A 17,010-nucleotide genomic window follows, 5' to 3' on the forward strand; every position below is an offset into this window, starting at 1 on the left:
CCGATGAGCTTTTCCGATATTTTCATCCGGCGCCCCGTGCTTGCCACGGTGGTCGCCCTCATGATCATTCTATTGGGCCTTCAGGGTATTGCGCAGCTGACGGTGCGCGAATATCCGAAGGTCGACGAAACCGTCATCACGGTCACGACGAACTATGCCGGTGCGAGTGCCGATCTCATTCAGGGCTTCATCACCGCACCGATCGCCGAAGCGGTCGCAACCACTGAAAACATCGACTATGTGACCTCTTCGAGCCGTCCGTCGTCGAGCACCGTGACCGTGCAGATGAAGCTCGGCGCAAATCCTGATGCGGCGCTGACGGAAGTGATCGCCAAGGTCAATCAGGTTCGCGGCGACCTGCCGGACGAATCCGACGACCCGGTCATCGTCAAGGGAACGGGCCAGAACTTCGCTACCATGTATCTGGCAGCGCAGAACCCGAACATGACGAGCGAACAGATCACCGAATATCTGGAGCGCGTTATCCAGCCGCGCATGTCCACCATTCAGGGCGTTGCGAAGGCTGAAATTCTCGGCGGTCAGGTCTATTCGATGCGCGTCTGGCTCGACCCGATCCAGCTTGCGGCCCGCCAGATCACGGCGCCGGAAGTTCTGGCGGCAATCAAAGCCTCCAACTTCCTGTCGGCGCCCGGCACGACGAAGAACGAATATGTCGCGTCTTCGATCACGCTGAAGTCAACTTTGCAGACCCCGGAAGCCTTCGGCGCCATGCCGATCAAGGCTTCGGGTGACGATGTCGTTCGTCTGCGTGACGTGGCGCGGGTGGAACTGGCGGCGAAAAGCACGGACACCATCGTTTCGTTCAATGGTTCGGCCGGTACGTTCCTTGGCGTCTTCCCGACACCGGCGGCAAACCCCATCGACATGGCGGCTGCCGTTCGCAAGGAGCTGCCGTCTATCCAGGCGTCGCTGCCGGAAGGCATGTCGCTTGTTCTCGTCTATGACGCGACCGAGCAGATCAGCTCTTCGATCAAGGAAGTCTTCACGACCATCGGCGAAGCCGTGGCTATCGTCATTCTGGTTATCATCGTCTTCCTCGGTTCGTTCCGGTCGGTACTGATTCCGATTGTCACGATCCCGATCTCGCTGATCGGCGTATGCTTCTTCCTTTATGCGCTCGGCTTCTCGATCAATCTGCTGTCGCTCCTTGCAATGGTTCTCGCCATCGGTCTTGTGGTCGATGACGCCATCGTGGTTCTGGAGAACATACACCGGCATATCGAAGAGGGCCTTCGGCCCATGGATGCCGCGTTCAAGGGCATGAAGGAAATCACCGGCTCGATCATCGCCATGACGATCACGCTGGCGGCGGTGTTCGCACCGCTGGGCTTCACAGGCGGTCTGACGGGTGCACTGTTCCGCGAGTTCGCGTTCACGCTGGCCGGTGCCGTTATCATCTCAGGCGTTGCCGCCTTGACGGTTTCGCCGATGATGTGCGCGCGCATGCTCAAGCATGGCGACCAGACGCGATTCCAGAAGTTCATCGACCGGACCTTCTCGCGCTTCGAGAAGTGGTATCACCGCCGCGTTTCCAACTCGCTCAACTATCGCGGCATCACGCTGATGATCGTTATAGCGTTGATGGGACTGACAGGTTTCCTGTTCATGAACACGTCGAGCGAACTGGCACCGGAAGAAGATTCCGGCGCGCTGTTCTCGATGTTCCAGGCTCCGCAATATGCTACCTCGGCCTATACCAATCTCTATGCCGAACAGATCGACGAACTGACCAAGGATCTTCCGGAACTGAAGACCCGCTTCCAGATCGTCGGCATGGACGGCGGTACGACCTCGGGTATCGCGCTGTGGGTTCTGAAGGACTGGAACGAGCGTAGCCGTTCGCAGAAGCAGATTCAGGAAGACCTGACCGCACGTATCTCCAAGGTCGCAGGCGTCGAAGCTTTCATCTTCGCGCCTCCATCCCTGCCGGGAACGGGCGGCGGTCTGCCGATCTCGATTGCGCTGCAGTCGACCGGCCCGGCCGATCAGGTCTTCGCGCTTGCTGAAGAAATCAAGAACGAGGCACAGGCTTCCGGCCAGTACATCATCGTGCAGAACTCGCTCTCGTTCAATGCACCGCAAATCACGATCACAATCGACCGTGACCGCGCGGCGACACTGGGCGTGCAGATCAGCGATATCGGTTCGACACTTGGTCTTCTGACCGGCGGCGCATCTATCGCGAAATTCGACCGTGATTCGAACAGCTATGACATCATCACGCAGGTGCCAGATAGCTATCGTTCGAACCCGGAAAAGCTCGGCGATTTCTATGTGCGCAGCGTGTCCGGCTCGATGATCCCGTTGTCTTCGGTCATCACGATCAACCAGAATGCATCGCCTGCTGCAATCGAACAGTTCAACCAGTTGAACTCGGCAACGATTTCGGCATTGCCGCTGCCAGGCGTTACAACCGGGCAGGGCCTGCAAACGCTGGTCGATCTGGCCAAATCCAAGATGCCGGAAGGCTTTTTCCTGGATTATTCCGGCCAGTCGCGTCTGGAAGTGGAGCAGGGCAACACGATTCTGATCGCCTTCGGCCTCGCCGTCATCGTGATCTATCTCGTGCTGGCGGCGCAGTTTGAAAGCTTCCGCGATCCGTTCATCATCATGATGTCTGTTCCGCTGTCGATCTTCGGCGCCATCGTGCCGCTGAATATCGGTCTCGGTACGCTCAACATCTATACGCAGGTCGGTCTCATCACCCTTGTCGGGCTGATTACCAAGCACGGCATTCTGATGGTGGAATTCGCCAATCAGCAACGCCGTCTGCATGGTCTTTCCCGCCGGGACGCGATCATCGTCGCGGCTGAAACCCGCCTGCGTCCGATCCTGATGACCACTGCCGCCATGGCGCTTGGCGTTGTGCCGCTCATCATCGCGACGGGTGCGGGTGCCGCCGCCCGCTACTCGATGGGTCTGGTGATCTTCACCGGTATCGTGATCGGTACGATCTTCACCCTGTTCGTGGTGCCGATGTTCTACACCTTCATCGCGAAAAAGGATGTGGAGGGTGAATTCGTGGCGCCGCACGAAGAGGGCGGCGAACCGACCGGACCGGTTTCGACGCAACATCACTGAAACTTGCGTTGAACCAATAATAAAGGGCGGCCTAGAAATAGGTCGCCCTTTATATTTCCGGCGTTGCAAACGCCGCGTTCCAACCCATATGAGCCAGTATGATACCCTTATCCGTTCTTGATCTTTCGCCCGTTCCCGAAGGCAGCGATGCAGCACAATCGCTGCACAATACGCTGGAACTTGCGCAACATGCCGAACGGCTTGGCTTTCACCGTTACTGGCTTGCCGAACACCACAATATGCCGGGCATCGCCAGTGCCGCGACATCCGTGGTTATCGGCTACGTCGCCAACGGAACCTCGACCATTCGTGTCGGCGCTGGCGGCGTCATGCTGCCCAATCACGCTCCTCTGGTCATTGCCGAACAATTCGGCACGCTCGCTTCCCTGTTTCCGGGGCGTATCGATCTTGGATTGGGGCGCGCGCCCGGCACCGACCAGATCACCGCCCACGCGCTGCGCCGCAATCTCGACAGCGATGCCAATGCCTTTCCGCAGGATGTGGTCGAGTTGCTCAACTATTTCAAACCTGCCGAACCCGGCCAGCGCGTGCGCGCAGTGCCGGGCGAGGGGTTGAACGTGCCCGTCTGGATTCTCGGTTCCAGCCTGTTCGGTGCGCAGCTTGCCGCCATGCTTGGCCTGCCTTACGCATTCGCCTCGCACTTTGCGCCTGCGGAAATGGAACGCGCCATCGCGCTTTATCGCGAGCGGTTCGAGCCATCGGAATATATGCAGAAGCCATATGTGATGCTGGGCCTCAATGTAATTGCAGCGGATACGGACGAAGAGGCGAACTATCTTTTCACGTCGCAGCTACAGGCTTTCGTAAACTTACGCAGCGGTCGCCCCGGCAAGCTGCCCGCGCCCGTCGAAGGCTATATGGAGCGGCTTGATCCGCCAGCGCAGGCACTCGTCCGCCAGATGCTGTCATGCCGCGTGGTCGGCGGGCCGGAAACTGTGGCGAAGGGCATCAAGGCCTTTGCGGAGAGCACCGGAGCCGATGAACTGATGCTGACCGGCATGATCCACGATCACAGGAAGCGCCTGCATTCATACGAGATTGCAAGTCGATCAATCGCCTGAGCGCTCGCTTTTGATTTCTGCCAGCAGCCAGTCCCGAAAAGCCGATACCGCCGGAGTGCTCGAACGCGCCTTTGGCGTTACGAAATAATAGCTGCTCGGGCTTTTGACCGTATACGGACAGGCAACGACAAGTTGGCCGTTTTCAATCTCGGCACGAATGAGGAATAGCGGCATCAGGGCGACACCGAGACCGGCAATGCAGGCCTGCGAGACATTGGAAAACTGCTCGAAGCGCATGCCCGGAGAAACTGGTGCAGCCATGTCGAGGCTTTTGAACCAGTGATCCCATGCGCCGGGGCGTGAAGCCATGTTGAACAGGGGCAGCGGCAGAAGATCGGTCGGAGCCTGAACCGGATTTCGCTGGAGAAAAGCGGGGCTGCATACCGGCGCCACCGTTTCATCCATCAGGAAGACGCTGTCGGCATTGGGCCAGTCCGGCTTTCCGATATGGATCGCCGCATCCAGCCCTTCGCGATCAAAATCGAACTGCCCGATACGGGTTGCGAAATTGAGGATGATATCGGGATATTTCGCCACGAAGCGCGGTATGCGCGGTATCAGCCAGCGTGTCCCGAACGTCGGCAGAAAAGCGAGATTGAGTGTGGTGCCTCGCATCTGCGACATGACTTGCAGCGAAGCGGCGCGGATCGACGCCAGCGCCGGGCTTACCGCCTTCAGATAGGCGCGCCCGGCATCGGATAGAACCACATGGCGGCTGGTGCGGTCGAACAATGCTGTCCCGAGCTGTTCTTCCAGCGTTGCAATCTGTCGGCTCACAGCACCTTGCGTCAGCGACAGTTCCTCAGCCGCCGCCGAAAAGCTTTCATGCCGCGCAACCGCATCGAAGGCGGCAAGCGCACTGGTGGAGGGAAGCAAGCGTCGCGATATCGAAGTCATGATCCATTACTAAACGGAATAGATCAATGAGTAAACGTCGATTGCGCCGAACTCCGGCACGGTTCATATTTCCTGCAAATTTTCATTGAGGAGAATACACTGATGTCACGTGCGGCTTTTAGCTGGGAAGACCCGTTTCTGCTGGATGACCAGCTGACTGAAGACGAACGCATGATCCGCGACTCGGCCAAGGCATTCGCAACGGACGTTCTGCTGCCCCGCGTTGAAAAGGCTTATCTGGATGAGACCACCGATCCGGAATTGTTCCGCCTGATGGGGCAGGCCGGTCTCCTGGGCGTGACGCTTCCGGAAGAATATGGCGCGGCCAATGCGGGCTATGTTTCCTACGGTCTGGTGGCACGTGAGGTAGAGCGCGTCGATTCCGGCTATCGCTCGATGATGAGCGTGCAATCCTCGCTCGTGATGTATCCGATCTATGCCTATGGCTCCGACGAGCAGCGCAAGAAATACCTTCCGGGCCTTGTTTCCGGCGAACTGATCGGCTGCTTTGGCCTGACCGAGCCGGATGCTGGCTCCGATCCGGCAGGCATGAAGACCCGCGCAGAAAAGATCGACGGCGGCTATCGCCTCAGCGGCTCCAAGATGTGGATTTCAAACTCGCCAATCGCCGATGTGTTCGTCGTCTGGGCGAAGTCCGCCGCGCACGACAACGCCATTCGCGGCTTCGTACTCGAAAAGGGCATGAAGGGCCTTTCGGCACCGAAGATCGGCGGCAAGCTTTCGCTGCGCGCATCGATCACCGGCGAAATCGTCATGGATGGCGTCGAGGTTTCGGAAGATGCACTTCTGCCGAATGTCTCCGGTCTCAAGGGTCCGTTCGGCTGCCTCAATCGCGCCCGCTACGGCATTTCCTGGGGCGTGCTGGGTGCGGCGGAAGATTGCTGGTTCCGCGCCCGCCAGTACGGTCTTGACCGCAAGCAGTTCAACAAGCCGCTGGCCGGCACGCAGCTTTACCAGAAGAAGCTTGCCGACATGCAGACCGAAATCGCTCTCGGCCTTCAGGCAAGCTTGCGCGTTGGCCGCCTGTTCGATGCAGGCAAGATGGCGCCGGAGATGATTTCCATCGTCAAGCGCAACAATTGCGGCAAGGCGCTCGATATTGCCCGTCAGGCGCGCGATATGCACGGCGGCAATGGTATCCAGATCGAATACCACGTCATGCGCCACGCGCAGAATCTGGAAACGGTGAACACCTATGAGGGCACGCATGACGTTCATGCGCTGATCCTGGGCCGCGCTCAGACCGGCATTCAGGCTTTCTTCTGATCGCTATATCGCCAAGCCTTCGATTCGGGCCCGTTCGCAGTTCGCGGGCGGGCTCTTATATTTTTACATGGGATTGCTGAAAATGCAGAACACGCCGCTTGATGGTCTCAAGGTGGTAGAACTGGCGCGCATTCTTGCCGGGCCATGGGTAGGACAGACGCTATCGGACCTCGGTGCCGATGTCATCAAGGTGGAAAGCCCTGAGGGCGACGATACGCGCAAATGGGGCCCGCCCTTCATCGATGTGGAGGGCGAACAGTCGGCTGCCTATTTCCACGCCTGCAATCGCGGCAAGCGCTCGATTACGGCGGATTTCCGCACAGAAGAGGGCAGGGAACTGGTGCGCCGGCTGGTGGCCGAGGCCGATGTGGTCATCGAGAACTTCAAGCTGGGCGGGCTCGACAAATATGGCCTCGACTATGAGAGCCTGAAAGCCATCAACCCGCGCCTGATCTATTGCTCGATCACCGGTTTCGGCCATACCGGCCCTTATGCCGAGCGCGCAGGCTATGATTTCATGATCCAGGGCATGGGCGGCATCATGGATCTCACCGGCGAGCCTGACGGTGAGCCGCAGAAGATCGGCGTGGCCTTTGCCGACATTTTCACCGGGCTTTACAGCGTGATCGCGATCCAGTCGGCGCTCATCATGCGCGCGCGCACCGGCATCGGCCAGCATATCGATATGGCTCTGTTCGACTGCATGTCGGCGGTGCTGGCCAATCAAGCCATGAACTATCTGGCATCAGGTGTTTCGCCGAAGCGTATGGGAAATGCGCATCCGAACATCGCGCCCTATCAGACGCTGCCTGTTTCCGATGGCTATTTCATCATCGCCTGCGGCAATGACGGACAGTTCGGAAAATTGACGGCCTTGCTTGGCATTGACGACATTGCCGCTGATGAGCGTTTCGTCAGCAACTCGGCGCGTGTGGCTAACCGGGCGGCTCTCACGGCACTTTTGGAAGAAAAGACTCGTGCGTGGAAGCGCGACAATCTTCTGGCTGAGCTTGCCAGAATCGGCGTGCCTGCCGGTCCGATCAACACGGTTGCCGATGTGTTCGCAGACCCGCAGTTTGCGGCGAGGGCGATGAAAATCGCCCCTCAAGGGGTTCCCGGCCTGCGGACACCTATTCGCTTCTCCGATGCCGAACTAAAGCTCGACAAGCGTTCGCCGAAGCTTGGAGAGCACAGCGACACGATCCTGTCGGAAATCGGCAAAAGCTGATTGAAAGGACAGTCATTCTATCAACGCGCTCTTCATCGAAGGGCGCGTTTTTGTTTTTCATGTATCGATGAGAAGTGAATATCTCTAATCAAGAAACAACTTTAACCCCTTGCGGGGAAAGTATTTTTGTATGTTCTTAAGAGAAGATGGTGCGGTCGAGAAGACTCGAACTTCCACGGGTTGCCCCACAGCGACCTCAACGCTGCGCGTCTACCAATTCCGCCACGACCGCCCGTGGTAGGAGCCGAACTCCGTCGGCGAGTGGGCATTTAGCAAATCACTTTGGGGTGCACAAGCCCCATCTGCATCTTCCGGCAATCTTTTTGGAAAAGAATGTGAAAAAGCTGATGTTCAATCATCGAAGACACAGTCGAAACCCCGATTTTCAGGGCTTTTTCAAAGACTTCCATAAGTTGGAAATTTTTCCGAAAAACGTCATCGAACGAGAGCGTGGTGACGGAACGGAGGGCTGCAAAGGGCATCAAAGCACGAATCCGGCGAATCCGTTTCATTCGGATTCGTCTCAAAACTTGAAAAATTCAGCCCGCAATGCCTTGTAGACGTCGGATATCCTCAAGGCGCTTCAATGTTTCCGCATAACCGGCATCGATTGCCTCGGATGCGCGATGGAAGTCGGCAAGCCCGATCTGTCCCACAATCGGCATCAGCGTGACATCTGGCGGATCGCCAGCCATTCGGGCACGCGAGATGCGGTCCTGGATGATGTTGAAGGCCTCCATCATCACCCCGGTAATACCAAGGCGCGCTTCCTTCTCTCCATGAATGGCGTCAGCAAGCCCCTCCTGGCGTGTTTGCGCATGTTTGATGACGGCAGCGCGACCATACTGGTCGTAATGCAGGTTCACGGCCAGAACCAGGCGTTGCTCATAAGCACGGCACACGGATACGGGGACGGGATTGACGAGCGCTCCATCGACCAGAACACGCTCCTGCCAGCGCACAGGCTCGAAAACACCGGGCAGGGCATAGGAGGCGCGCATGGCTTCCACCAGAGGACCGGAGGACAGCCAGATTTCGTGACCGGTGCGCAATTCGGTGCAGATGGCAACAAAGGGGCGGTCCAACTCCTCGATGCGCAGCCCGTCGAGATGTTCACGCAGACGTCCGTCGAGCTTCATGCCGCCGAACAGTCCGCTGCCGCGAAATGTGATATCGAGAAGATTGAACATGCGCCGCCGAGTGAGGCTGCGCGCGAACTCTTCCAGTTCATCGAGCTTTCCGGCCAGATAACAGCCGCCCACGAGCGCGCCGATAGATGTCCCGGCAATCATCTCGATATCGATATTGGCTTCGTCCAGTGCGCGCAGAACGCCGATATGCGCCCAACCGCGCGCAGCTCCACCGCCCAGCGCCAAGGCAATCCGGCGCGGCTCACGCTTCATTTCAGGCTTTTCGACGATTTCTTCTGCCGGCGGTGCAAGGTCGATATTCGTAGTCTTGCGCCTCTGCCCCCATGCAAGCATCACGATGGACACCTCTTCGTCTCGATTTGGAGCATTCCCGGCAAAAGACTAAAGCGGCTTGCGTCAGGAAATGCGTAGAACAAATAGCTAAAGCGATTCCGACAATTCCATCCGACAGGAACCGCTTCAGATTAGCGAAACATAGTATCCAAAGAATAAATGCTGCGAATTGATGGCGCGACTCTTATTCGCGCCATCACATCCTTTTGACCAAGGTTAATGCTCGTGATCGCAGGTGCCTTCAATGGCCAGCAATATATCGCCATTTTCGGAGAGAACCTGCCGATAAAAACAGGAACGGCGGCCCGTATGGCAAGTTGGTCCATCACCAGCGACACGTACTTTGAGCCAAAGCGCATCCTGATCGCAGTCCGTCCGCAACTCGACCACGCTTTGCAGATTGCCCGACGTCTCGCCCTTCTTCCAAAGCGTGCCCCGCGAGCGGGACCAGTAATGCGCAATTCCCGTTTCCAGGGTGAGGCGCAGCGCTTCCTCGTTCATATGGGCAACCATCAGCAATTCGCCGTCACGCACATCGGTAACGACTGCTGTAATGAGCCCCGATGCATCGAAACGCGGCATGAATGCCGCGCCTTCTTCAATGGCCTTCTTGTCAGAAGGCTGGGCGGGAAAGAAGCTCATTGTCTGCTGCTTATCTGCGAGTCAGGGTCATGAAGCGAACCTGTTCCTCCGCATTCACCTGCATTTCGCCGGTAAACGTGGTGGTGATGGTCGTCGAACCCTGCTTGCGGATCCCGCGCATGGCCATGCACATATGTTCGGCCTCAATCATGACGGCAACGCCGCGGGGGTTCAGAATACGCTGGATGCTATCGGCGATTTGCGCGGTGATACTTTCCTGCGTTTGCAGGCGACGCGCAAAAATATCCACGACGCGTGCAATCTTGGAAAGGCCAACCACTTTGTGATCAGGCAGATAGGCGACGTGCGCCTTGCCAATGATCGGTACCATATGATGCTCGCAATGCGAATGGAACGAAATATCCTTCACGAGGACAAGATCGTTATAGCCGCCGACTTCCTCGAACACCGTGCCGAGGACTTCTTCCGGGCTTTCCGTATAACCTGCGAACAGTTCCTTATAGGCCTTGGCGACGCGCTTCGGCGTTTCCAGAAGCCCTTCACGCTCCGGGTCGTCTCCGGCCCAGAGCAACAGCGTGCGTACAGCGGCTTCTGCATCGGCTTGCGTCGGCTTGCCATGCAAAAGAGTTACATCTGCCTGCTTGTTGGGCAGGCCGGATTCATCATCTTCTTTGAGGATACGAGCGTCCATCAGTATTCTCCAGTAGTCTCCTTCAAGGAGGAGACGAGTTAAACGGACAATACAACGATGCGCTTTGCGAGCGGGCGATGTATTGATCCGGTGCTTGAGGCCACCGGACAGGTTTTCGTGCGACTGCCCCCGGGTCTGTGCTAATGTTACCCATGGCGCAGACGCTACCTGCCTATTATATAGACAATAAATTGCAACTTCAAACCGCAGCCGCGCGACAAAATTTTGTTTTTCTCCGGCAGAGCGGAAGGTTCGCCTCCATGATCGATGATATTTATAACAAACGTATTCTGGAATTCGCTGGAAACATGGAGCGCCTGGGGCGTCTTCCTGAACCCGATGCAGTTGCCAAGGTGCACTCCAAGCTGTGCGGGTCGACCGTTACCGTCTATCTGAAAATGGCTGACGGTATCGTGACGGATTTCGCGCATGAGGTGAAAGCCTGTGCGCTTGGGCAGGCTTCTTCCTCCGTGATGGCGCGCAATATCATCGGTGCTTCAGCGGAAGAGCTGAAAGCGGTTCGCGATGAGATGTACAAAATGCTCAAGGAAGAAGGCCCGGCGCCGGAAGGACGTTTTGCCGACCTGAAATATTTCGAGCCTGTTCGCGAATACAAAGCCCGCCACGCCTCCACATTGCTTACTTTCGACGCGGTTGTCGATTGCATCCGACAGATCGAGGAAAAGGCCAAAGCTGCCTGATGTGTGTCTGCGATAAGAATCACACGAGCGAGGGTGGGCGAAAGCGCTATAGCCGGAATTTTACCGATCCGTGGCGCAAGACGCCGGGCAGGCTGATCGGCACTTCGTTCGTGCGGCTCTATCAGATCACGCTGTCATCGCTCATCGGCAATTCCTGCCGCCATCTGCCGACCTGTTCCGAATATGCCTATGAAGCGATTGCCCGCCATGGCCTTTGGAGCGGCGGCTGGATGGGGCTTTTTCGCGTGATGCGTTGCGGACCGTTCGGAACCCACGGTTTCGATCCGGTACCTCGCACACTCTCCAGCGATCTAAAATGGTATCTGCCCTGGCGGTATTGGCGTTGCACGGCGCTCTAACGTAGTGAACGCAGCTGTGAATTCTGACGGTTTTTTATTTAGCTGATTATAAATCATTAACGATATCAACGTTTCATTGAGAATTGGAATTTAAGGCAGTGCTGTGGTCTTTTTCGGGCCGCAATTTGCCTGCATGTCCCCCCGGCGTCCTTATTCCTGTGAGCTGTTATGCTGATTTCATCGTCCCGCCTTTCGCGTCTCATTGCATCCTTGGCACTCGGTGCGAGTGTGCTTTGTACGTCTGCGGCGATGGCAAACACGTCATGGGTTGTTTTCGATGCCGATAGCGGGCGAATCCTCGGGCAGGACGATGCCAATGTGCAGCGCGCGCCAGCCTCGCTGGCCAAGATGATGACGCTCTACCTTGCATTTGAAGGTCTCAAGACCGGCACATTGCATTGGGACGATGCAATGCCTGTGTCGAAAAACGCCGCTGCAAAGGTTCGCATGAAGCTCTGGCTGAAGCCGGGTGAAACGATCACAGTCCGCGATGCCGTCAATGCCATGATTATCGTATCGGCCAACGATGCCGCAACGGTGATGGGAGAATATATCGCCGGATCGGAAGCGGCTTTTGGCCGATTGATGACGCAGCGTGCGCGCCAGATCGGCATGAAGAGCACTTTCTTCGTCAATCCGTCGGGACTGACGGCGAAGTCAACCCAGCTGACCACGGCGCGCGACATGGCCGTGCTTGGCATGTCACTGCGCCGCGACTTCCCGGAACAATATGAGCTGTTTTCACAGCGCTCCTTCACTTTCCGCGACCGTGTTCGCAACGGCCACAACAATCTGATGTATCGCTATCAGGGTGTGGACGGCATCAAGACCGGTTATACGGATGTATCCGGCTATAACCTCGTTTCGTCTGCTATCATCAACAACAAGCATCTTGTCGGCGTCGTTCTGGGTGCTGGATCGGCGCGGCAGCGCGACGACCAGATGGCCAAGTTGCTGACACGCTTTGGCACCGAAAGCGCTGAGGCCAAGGGACAGCTGGTTGCTATGGCCAAGCCGCAGCAGGTCGCAAAGCACGTTGCCGCCGCTCAGCCGAAGGTAGATGCAGTCGCCGACCTGATCGATGATTCCCGCATTGAGCAGGGCGACGGCGGTTTCCTGATTGCTTCGACCGCGAGTGCGTCGGCCTGGACGATCCAGCTTGGCGCGCCGCCGACGCTTGCCGGTGCGAAGGAGCTGCTAGCCAAGTATCGTCCGGCGGTCGACAAGGTCGCGCCGGGTTTGAAGGCCGAAATTTCTCCTGCCGAAAAGCGCCGCAAGGTCTATCGCGCGCGTTTCTCGGGTTTCAAGGATTCGGCGTCCGCCGAAAAGGCATGTGCTCAGCTGAAGCAGCAGAAGATCGACTGCCTTCCGATCCGGAACTGATTCTATCATTTTCCCGTCAACAGGCGCGAGCTGACGCTGTCAGTCTGTTGCGCTTTACTGGCTGGGCAAAAAAGACTAGAACCCAACCTTCATTTTCATACGCATGAACCCACCCGCAATCGTTGGCGGGACTGGATAAGGATGATTAGAATGTCGAATACCGTTTCCATGCAATTTCCCGATGGCTCTGTGCGTGAATACGATGCGTCGATGACCGGCGCAGGCCTTGCGGAATCGATTTCCAAATCTCTTGCCAAAAAAGCTGTGGCCTATGCCGTCGATGGCACCGTGCGCGATCTTTCCGATCCTCTCGGCGCTTCCGGCAAGATTGAGATTCTGACACGCGAAGATCCGCGCGCGCTTGAACTCATCCGTCACGATACAGCGCACGTTCTGGCCGAAGCTGTGCAGGAGCTTTTTCCGGGCACGCAGGTCACCATTGGTCCCGTCATCGAGAACGGCTTCTACTACGACTTCGCGCGCAATGAACCGTTCACGCCCGACGATCTGCCGGTGATCGAGAAGAAGATGCGCGAGATCATCCAGCGCAACAAGCCTTTCACCAAGGAAGTCTGGTCGCGTGAAAAGGCCAAGCAGGTTTTTGGCGACAAGGGCGAGAACTACAAGGTCGAGCTGGTGGATGCCATTCCCGCCGGGCAGGACCTTAAGATTTATTATCAGGGTGACTGGTTCGATCTCTGCCGCGGGCCGCACATGGCTTCAACCGGCCAGATCGGCAATTCCTTCAAGCTGATGAAGGTTGCCGGTGCCTACTGGCGCGGCGATGCCAACAATCCGATGCTGACTCGCATCTATGGCACCGCTTTCGCGAATGATAACGATCTTCAGGCCTATCTCCATATGCTTGAAGAAGCCGAAAAGCGCGATCATCGCCGTCTTGGCCGCGAAATGGACCTGTTCCATTTTCAGGAAGAAGGGCCGGGCGTTGTGTTCTGGCACGCCAAGGGCTGGAAGATGTTCCAGAATCTGGTGAGCTATATGCGTCGCCGCCTCGACAGCCACGGCTATCAGGAAGTGAACGCGCCGCAGGTGCTCGACAAGTCGCTCTGGGAAACCTCGGGCCACTGGGGCTGGTATCGCGACAACATGTTCAAGGTGACCGTCGCCGGTGAAGAAACCGACGACGATCGCGTCTTTGCGTTGAAGCCGATGAACTGCCCCGGCCATGTGATGATCTTCAAGCACGGCCTCAAGTCCTATCGCGACCTGCCGATCAAGCTTGCGGAATTCGGCAATGTGCACCGCTACGAGCCTTCGGGCGCGTTGCATGGCCTGATGCGCGTACGCGGCTTTACGCAGGACGATGCGCACATTTTCTGCACCGAAGAGCAGATGGCGGCCGAATGCCTGCGCATCAACGACTTGATCCTGTCGGTCTATAAGGATTTCGGTTTTGAAGAGATCACCATCAAGCTCTCGACTCGTCCTGAAAAGCGCGTCGGTTCGGATGATCTCTGGGATCGCGCCGAAAGCGTGATGATGTCGGTGCTGGAAAAGATTCAACAGCAGTCGAACAACATCAAGACCGGCATTCTGCCGGGCGAGGGTGCGTTCTACGGTCCGAAATTTGAGTATACGCTGAGGGACGCCATTGGGCGTGAATGGCAGTGCGGCACCACGCAGGTGGACTTCAACCTGCCGGAACGCTTTGGCGCCTTCTATATCGACAAGGATTCGGAAAAGCGCCAGCCGGTCATGATCCACCGCGCGATCTGCGGCTCGATGGAACGCTTCCTTGGTATCCTGATCGAAAACTTTGCCGGTCACATGCCGTTGTGGTTTGCCCCGGTGCAGGTCGTCGTTGCCACGATCACCTCGGATGCCGACGAATATGCAGCGCAGGCTGCAGCCAAGCTGAAAGCCGCCGGACTGCAGGTTGCGACCGATCTGCGCAACGAGAAGATCAACTACAAGGTTCGCGAACATTCCTTGCAGAAAGTTCCGGTGATCCTCGTCTGCGGCAAGCGCGAGGCGGAAGAAAACACGGTCAATATGCGCCGTCTCGGTTCGCGGGATCAGGAATCCATGACGCTCGATGAAGCCATCGCGCGGCTGGTGGAAGAGGCGACACCACCCGATCTGCTCCGCCTCAAGAATGGTGGCTGACAATAAAAAGGCCGCGCATTGCGCGGCCTCAGATTGATTACAAACCCCTCGATTTTTGGAAGCAGTCAAAAACGAGGGGTTTTGATTCCGATTTGTTCACGTTCTGAATCTGGGACGTTCCGTGAATCTGAGGTCATTTTGACCCTGCCGGAGGTTTGTCAGCAGTCTGAGGCCGCGCATTGCGCGGCCTTTTGCTTTTGCAGATAGCTTAAGTTCAATCCATGCTGTCTACGACGGATTCGGACTCGCCATTGGCGACGACTTCGACCTCCTCATTTTTGCCGGACGAAACCTTGAAGTCCCGCTGATAGATTCGGTCCTTGTTCTTGGCGACGGCGACATAATCGCCTTCGATAAGTACCATCGACGAATAAGCGCCCGCACTTTCGCGAACCACGTCGCCGGAAGCATTCAGGATAGACCACGAGGTATCAGCAAGCGCTTCGCCACCGCGCTCGCGCACCAGCTTCAACGTCACTTCCGCGGCGCGATGCTGCACGGTGGCTTCGGTCAGCTTTCCCGCTTCCACACGAATATCGGCCCGAATGGTGGCGTTTGCCGTGCCATAGTTCGAAACAACATGATAGGTGCCGCTGTTGAGGCGAATGACTGTGTTCGGCTTGACGTCAGGTACAATCAGCGAACGGTCGTTATTGTCTTCGTCGGCATAGATGGAGAAACGCAGGAGATCGTCATTGATCTTGCCGCCGTCCGGCAGAATCGCACTGAGCTTCATTCCACCTGCGTCGAGCATCATTATTTCATGACGGGTCGCATTGCCGACGGTAATCCGCTTGGTGGCGCCTGCACGCCCATAGGCCACATGCACCAGATAGCTGCCTTCGGGCAGATTGAAAACAGCACTGCCGCCTTGCGCGCTTGCGATCAGCGGCAACTGACCGTCAGCTCCGACATCGGGCGAGAATACGCGCCATACGAGACCTGTCGGAATGTCACCGCCATTTTCACTCAATCGCGCCTTGAGATCGAGTTCATGCGTCTGGACAAGCGGATTGTTCTCGGGGCTGGACGGAGAGGCGTAAGTGTTCAGTGTCGGGAGATTGAGCGTCGGCTGCGGCAGATCGGGCAGGCCGGTCGTGGTGGTCTGCAATTGCGGAATATTTGTCTGCGGATCAAGGCCCTGAGCCACCGATGGCACTGCACTGACGGCAAGCAAAACCGCTGTTACAAACGATCCGCCGTGCAGGGCGATTTTTCTCTTTGGATAAAACAGGTTCAAGCAATCCGACATGCTGTATTTTTGAGCCTATGCGGGTGGCGAATTCAAGGCCAAATCGCTTCCCGTGCTCGCATTTTTCCAACTTCCAGCATTTAATTCATTCCTGAATTTTGACTTTACAGTTCAGATGCAACGGGCGAGAAGAGGCAGCTCCGAATAAGTGGAGCAATATAAGCAGCATTTTAATAACGAGGTTATCCGTGGCCCACCCAGTGTTTGATTTTCTGGCGCAGCGCAGTTCCACCCCGATTTCGGCGATTTCCGAGCCAGCGCCAGAGGGCGAGGAACTTGCAGCCTTGCTGAAAGTTGCAGCACGCGTGCCTGATCACGGACGCCTGACGCCCTGGCGTTTTATCCTGTACCGTGGCGATGCGCGCCTCAAAGTCGGCGAGTATCTGGCCCATCGTGCCGAAGAAATTGAAGGTCCGATGCCTGAAGGGCGGAAGGAAAAAGAGTTGACACGCTTTTCACGCGCGCCCCTTGTTGTCGGCGTGGTGTCATCGCCCGTCGCGCACGAACGAATTCCGGAATGGGAACAATTCCTTTCCGCTGGAGCTGTCGCAATGAACCTTTGCACGGCTGCCAACGCGCTTGGATATGCCAGCAACTGGATTACCAACTGGTATGCCGACGACGCTCCCGCCCGCGCTTTTCTGGGGCTGGCGCCCAATGAACGTGTCGCCGGATTCGTTCATATCGGAACGGCAGCAAACAAGATGCCGGAACGTCCGAGAGCCGATATGGACAAGATCGTAACTGATTATTCCGGGCCATGGACGCAAGCTTAGAACCGACTTCAACAAGACTTGCTAATCAACGGATAAAA

General features: G+C 57.0%; 15 protein-coding genes and 1 tRNA gene. 9 read left to right on the plus strand and 7 right to left on the minus strand.

Annotated elements, in window-relative coordinates:
- Positions 1-3 precede the first annotated feature (3 nt).
- Together JNC70_RS10460 and JNC70_RS10465 are read left to right on the plus strand one after the other, a co-directional pair.
- Positions 4-3,102: an efflux RND transporter permease subunit gene (locus JNC70_RS10460; protein WP_104756243.1), complete on the plus strand. Its 3,099-nt coding sequence runs from the start codon at positions 4-6 to the stop codon at positions 3,100-3,102.
- Between the two features lie 98 nt (positions 3,103-3,200).
- Positions 3,201-4,184, plus strand: coding sequence for an LLM class flavin-dependent oxidoreductase (locus tag JNC70_RS10465; protein ID WP_104756244.1), 984 nt, complete (start codon positions 3,201-3,203; stop codon positions 4,182-4,184).
- Here the strand turns inward: JNC70_RS10465 and JNC70_RS10470 are convergent.
- On the minus strand, positions 4,173-5,081 hold the full coding sequence (locus JNC70_RS10470) for a LysR family transcriptional regulator (protein ID WP_104756245.1): 909 nt from the start codon (positions 5,079-5,081) through the stop codon (positions 4,173-4,175). The two genes, JNC70_RS10465 and JNC70_RS10470, sit on opposite strands and share 12 nt — an antisense overlap.
- Before the next feature lie 102 nt (positions 5,082-5,183).
- On the opposite strand from JNC70_RS10470, the gene JNC70_RS10475 reads away from it, so the two are divergent.
- Together JNC70_RS10475 and JNC70_RS10480 are read left to right on the plus strand one after the other, a co-directional pair.
- Positions 5,184-6,368: an acyl-CoA dehydrogenase gene (locus JNC70_RS10475; RefSeq protein WP_167394070.1), complete on the plus strand. Its 1,185-nt coding sequence runs from the start codon at positions 5,184-5,186 to the stop codon at positions 6,366-6,368.
- An 82-nt stretch (positions 6,369-6,450) separates the two neighbouring features.
- A complete protein-coding gene (locus tag JNC70_RS10480; RefSeq protein WP_104756416.1) occupies positions 6,451-7,596 on the plus strand; it encodes a CaiB/BaiF CoA transferase family protein in 1,146 nt (381 codons plus the stop codon).
- Between the two features lie 147 nt (positions 7,597-7,743).
- Here JNC70_RS10480 and JNC70_RS10485 read toward each other — a convergent pair.
- From JNC70_RS10485 to folE, 5 genes are all read right to left on the minus strand, one after another.
- A tRNA-Leu gene (locus tag JNC70_RS10485) sits at positions 7,744-7,828 on the minus strand.
- A 37-nt stretch (positions 7,829-7,865) separates the two neighbouring features.
- Positions 7,866-8,108, minus strand: a complete 243-nt coding sequence (locus JNC70_RS10490; protein ID WP_245414775.1) for a hypothetical protein — start codon at positions 8,106-8,108, stop codon at positions 7,866-7,868.
- Between the two features lie 27 nt (positions 8,109-8,135).
- Positions 8,136-9,080 (minus strand): patatin-like phospholipase family protein, encoded by a 945-nt coding sequence (locus JNC70_RS10495; protein WP_249127026.1) that lies wholly within the window; start codon positions 9,078-9,080, stop codon positions 8,136-8,138.
- Between the two features lie 216 nt (positions 9,081-9,296).
- Complete coding sequence (gene hisI, locus JNC70_RS10500; RefSeq protein WP_104756247.1) at positions 9,297-9,722, minus strand: phosphoribosyl-AMP cyclohydrolase; 426 nt, start codon at positions 9,720-9,722, stop codon at positions 9,297-9,299.
- Between the two features lie 10 nt (positions 9,723-9,732).
- Positions 9,733-10,374: a GTP cyclohydrolase I FolE gene (folE, locus tag JNC70_RS10505; RefSeq protein ID WP_104756248.1), complete on the minus strand. Its 642-nt coding sequence runs from the start codon at positions 10,372-10,374 to the stop codon at positions 9,733-9,735.
- A 260-nt stretch (positions 10,375-10,634) separates the two neighbouring features.
- Between folE and JNC70_RS10510 the strand changes: the two genes are divergently transcribed.
- From JNC70_RS10510 to thrS, 4 genes are all read left to right on the plus strand, one after another.
- Complete coding sequence (locus JNC70_RS10510; protein WP_104756249.1) at positions 10,635-11,075, plus strand: iron-sulfur cluster assembly scaffold protein; 441 nt, start codon at positions 10,635-10,637, stop codon at positions 11,073-11,075.
- Positions 11,075-11,434 carry a membrane protein insertion efficiency factor YidD gene (gene yidD / locus JNC70_RS10515; RefSeq protein ID WP_104756250.1) on the plus strand — a complete coding sequence of 120 codons (360 nt, stop codon included), beginning with the start codon at positions 11,075-11,077 and terminating at the stop codon, positions 11,432-11,434. The genes JNC70_RS10510 and yidD overlap by 1 nt, the downstream gene beginning before the upstream one ends.
- A 168-nt stretch (positions 11,435-11,602) precedes the next feature.
- Positions 11,603-12,817 (plus strand): D-alanyl-D-alanine carboxypeptidase, encoded by a 1,215-nt coding sequence (locus tag JNC70_RS10520; RefSeq protein ID WP_104756251.1) that lies wholly within the window; start codon positions 11,603-11,605, stop codon positions 12,815-12,817.
- 150 nt (positions 12,818-12,967) lie between these two features.
- Entirely contained in the window at positions 12,968-14,944 is a 1,977-nt protein-coding gene (gene thrS / locus JNC70_RS10525) for a threonine--tRNA ligase (RefSeq protein ID WP_104756252.1), read from the plus strand.
- Between the two features lie 214 nt (positions 14,945-15,158).
- On the opposite strand, the gene JNC70_RS10530 is transcribed toward thrS, so the two are convergent.
- Entirely contained in the window at positions 15,159-16,196 is a 1,038-nt protein-coding gene (locus JNC70_RS10530) for an RgsD C-terminal domain-containing protein (RefSeq protein WP_104756253.1), read from the minus strand.
- A 188-nt stretch (positions 16,197-16,384) separates the two neighbouring features.
- Here JNC70_RS10530 and JNC70_RS10535 point away from each other — a divergent pair, with 188 nt between their 5' ends.
- On the plus strand, positions 16,385-16,972 hold the full coding sequence (locus tag JNC70_RS10535; RefSeq protein ID WP_104756254.1) for a nitroreductase family protein: 588 nt from the start codon (positions 16,385-16,387) through the stop codon (positions 16,970-16,972).
- Positions 16,973-17,010 lie beyond the last annotated feature (38 nt).

The sequence above is a fragment of the Brucella oryzae genome, assembly GCF_041929965.1.
Lineage (GTDB): Bacteria > Pseudomonadota > Alphaproteobacteria > Rhizobiales > Rhizobiaceae > Brucella > Brucella oryzae.

Excerpts from the sequence above, each read along its gene's own strand:
- JNC70_RS10465 (WP_104756244.1), top strand. The coding sequence starts at position 3,201 with ATGATACCCTTATCCGTTCTTGATCTTTCGCCCGTTCCCGAAGGCAGC.
- JNC70_RS10520 (WP_104756251.1), top strand. The coding sequence starts at position 11,603 with ATGCTGATTTCATCGTCCCGCCTTTCGCGTCTCATTGCATCCTTGGCA.
- JNC70_RS10530 (WP_104756253.1), bottom strand. The coding sequence starts at position 16,196 with ATGTCGGATTGCTTGAACCTGTTTTATCCAAAGAGAAAAATCGCCCTG.
- JNC70_RS10470 (WP_104756245.1), bottom strand. The coding sequence starts at position 5,081 with ATGACTTCGATATCGCGACGCTTGCTTCCCTCCACCAGTGCGCTTGCC.
- JNC70_RS10480 (WP_104756416.1), top strand. The coding sequence starts at position 6,451 with ATGCAGAACACGCCGCTTGATGGTCTCAAGGTGGTAGAACTGGCGCGC.
- yidD (WP_104756250.1), top strand. The coding sequence starts at position 11,075 with ATGTGTGTCTGCGATAAGAATCACACGAGCGAGGGTGGGCGAAAGCGC.
- hisI (WP_104756247.1), bottom strand. The coding sequence starts at position 9,722 with ATGAGCTTCTTTCCCGCCCAGCCTTCTGACAAGAAGGCCATTGAAGAA.
- JNC70_RS10475 (WP_167394070.1), top strand. The coding sequence starts at position 5,184 with ATGTCACGTGCGGCTTTTAGCTGGGAAGACCCGTTTCTGCTGGATGAC.
- folE (WP_104756248.1), bottom strand. The coding sequence starts at position 10,374 with ATGGACGCTCGTATCCTCAAAGAAGATGATGAATCCGGCCTGCCCAAC.
- JNC70_RS10460 (WP_104756243.1), top strand. The coding sequence starts at position 4 with ATGAGCTTTTCCGATATTTTCATCCGGCGCCCCGTGCTTGCCACGGTG.
- JNC70_RS10495 (WP_249127026.1), bottom strand. The coding sequence starts at position 9,080 with ATGCTTGCATGGGGGCAGAGGCGCAAGACTACGAATATCGACCTTGCA.
- thrS (WP_104756252.1), top strand. The coding sequence starts at position 12,968 with ATGTCGAATACCGTTTCCATGCAATTTCCCGATGGCTCTGTGCGTGAA.
- JNC70_RS10490 (WP_245414775.1), bottom strand. The coding sequence starts at position 8,108 with ATGAAACGGATTCGCCGGATTCGTGCTTTGATGCCCTTTGCAGCCCTC.
- JNC70_RS10510 (WP_104756249.1), top strand. The coding sequence starts at position 10,635 with ATGATCGATGATATTTATAACAAACGTATTCTGGAATTCGCTGGAAAC.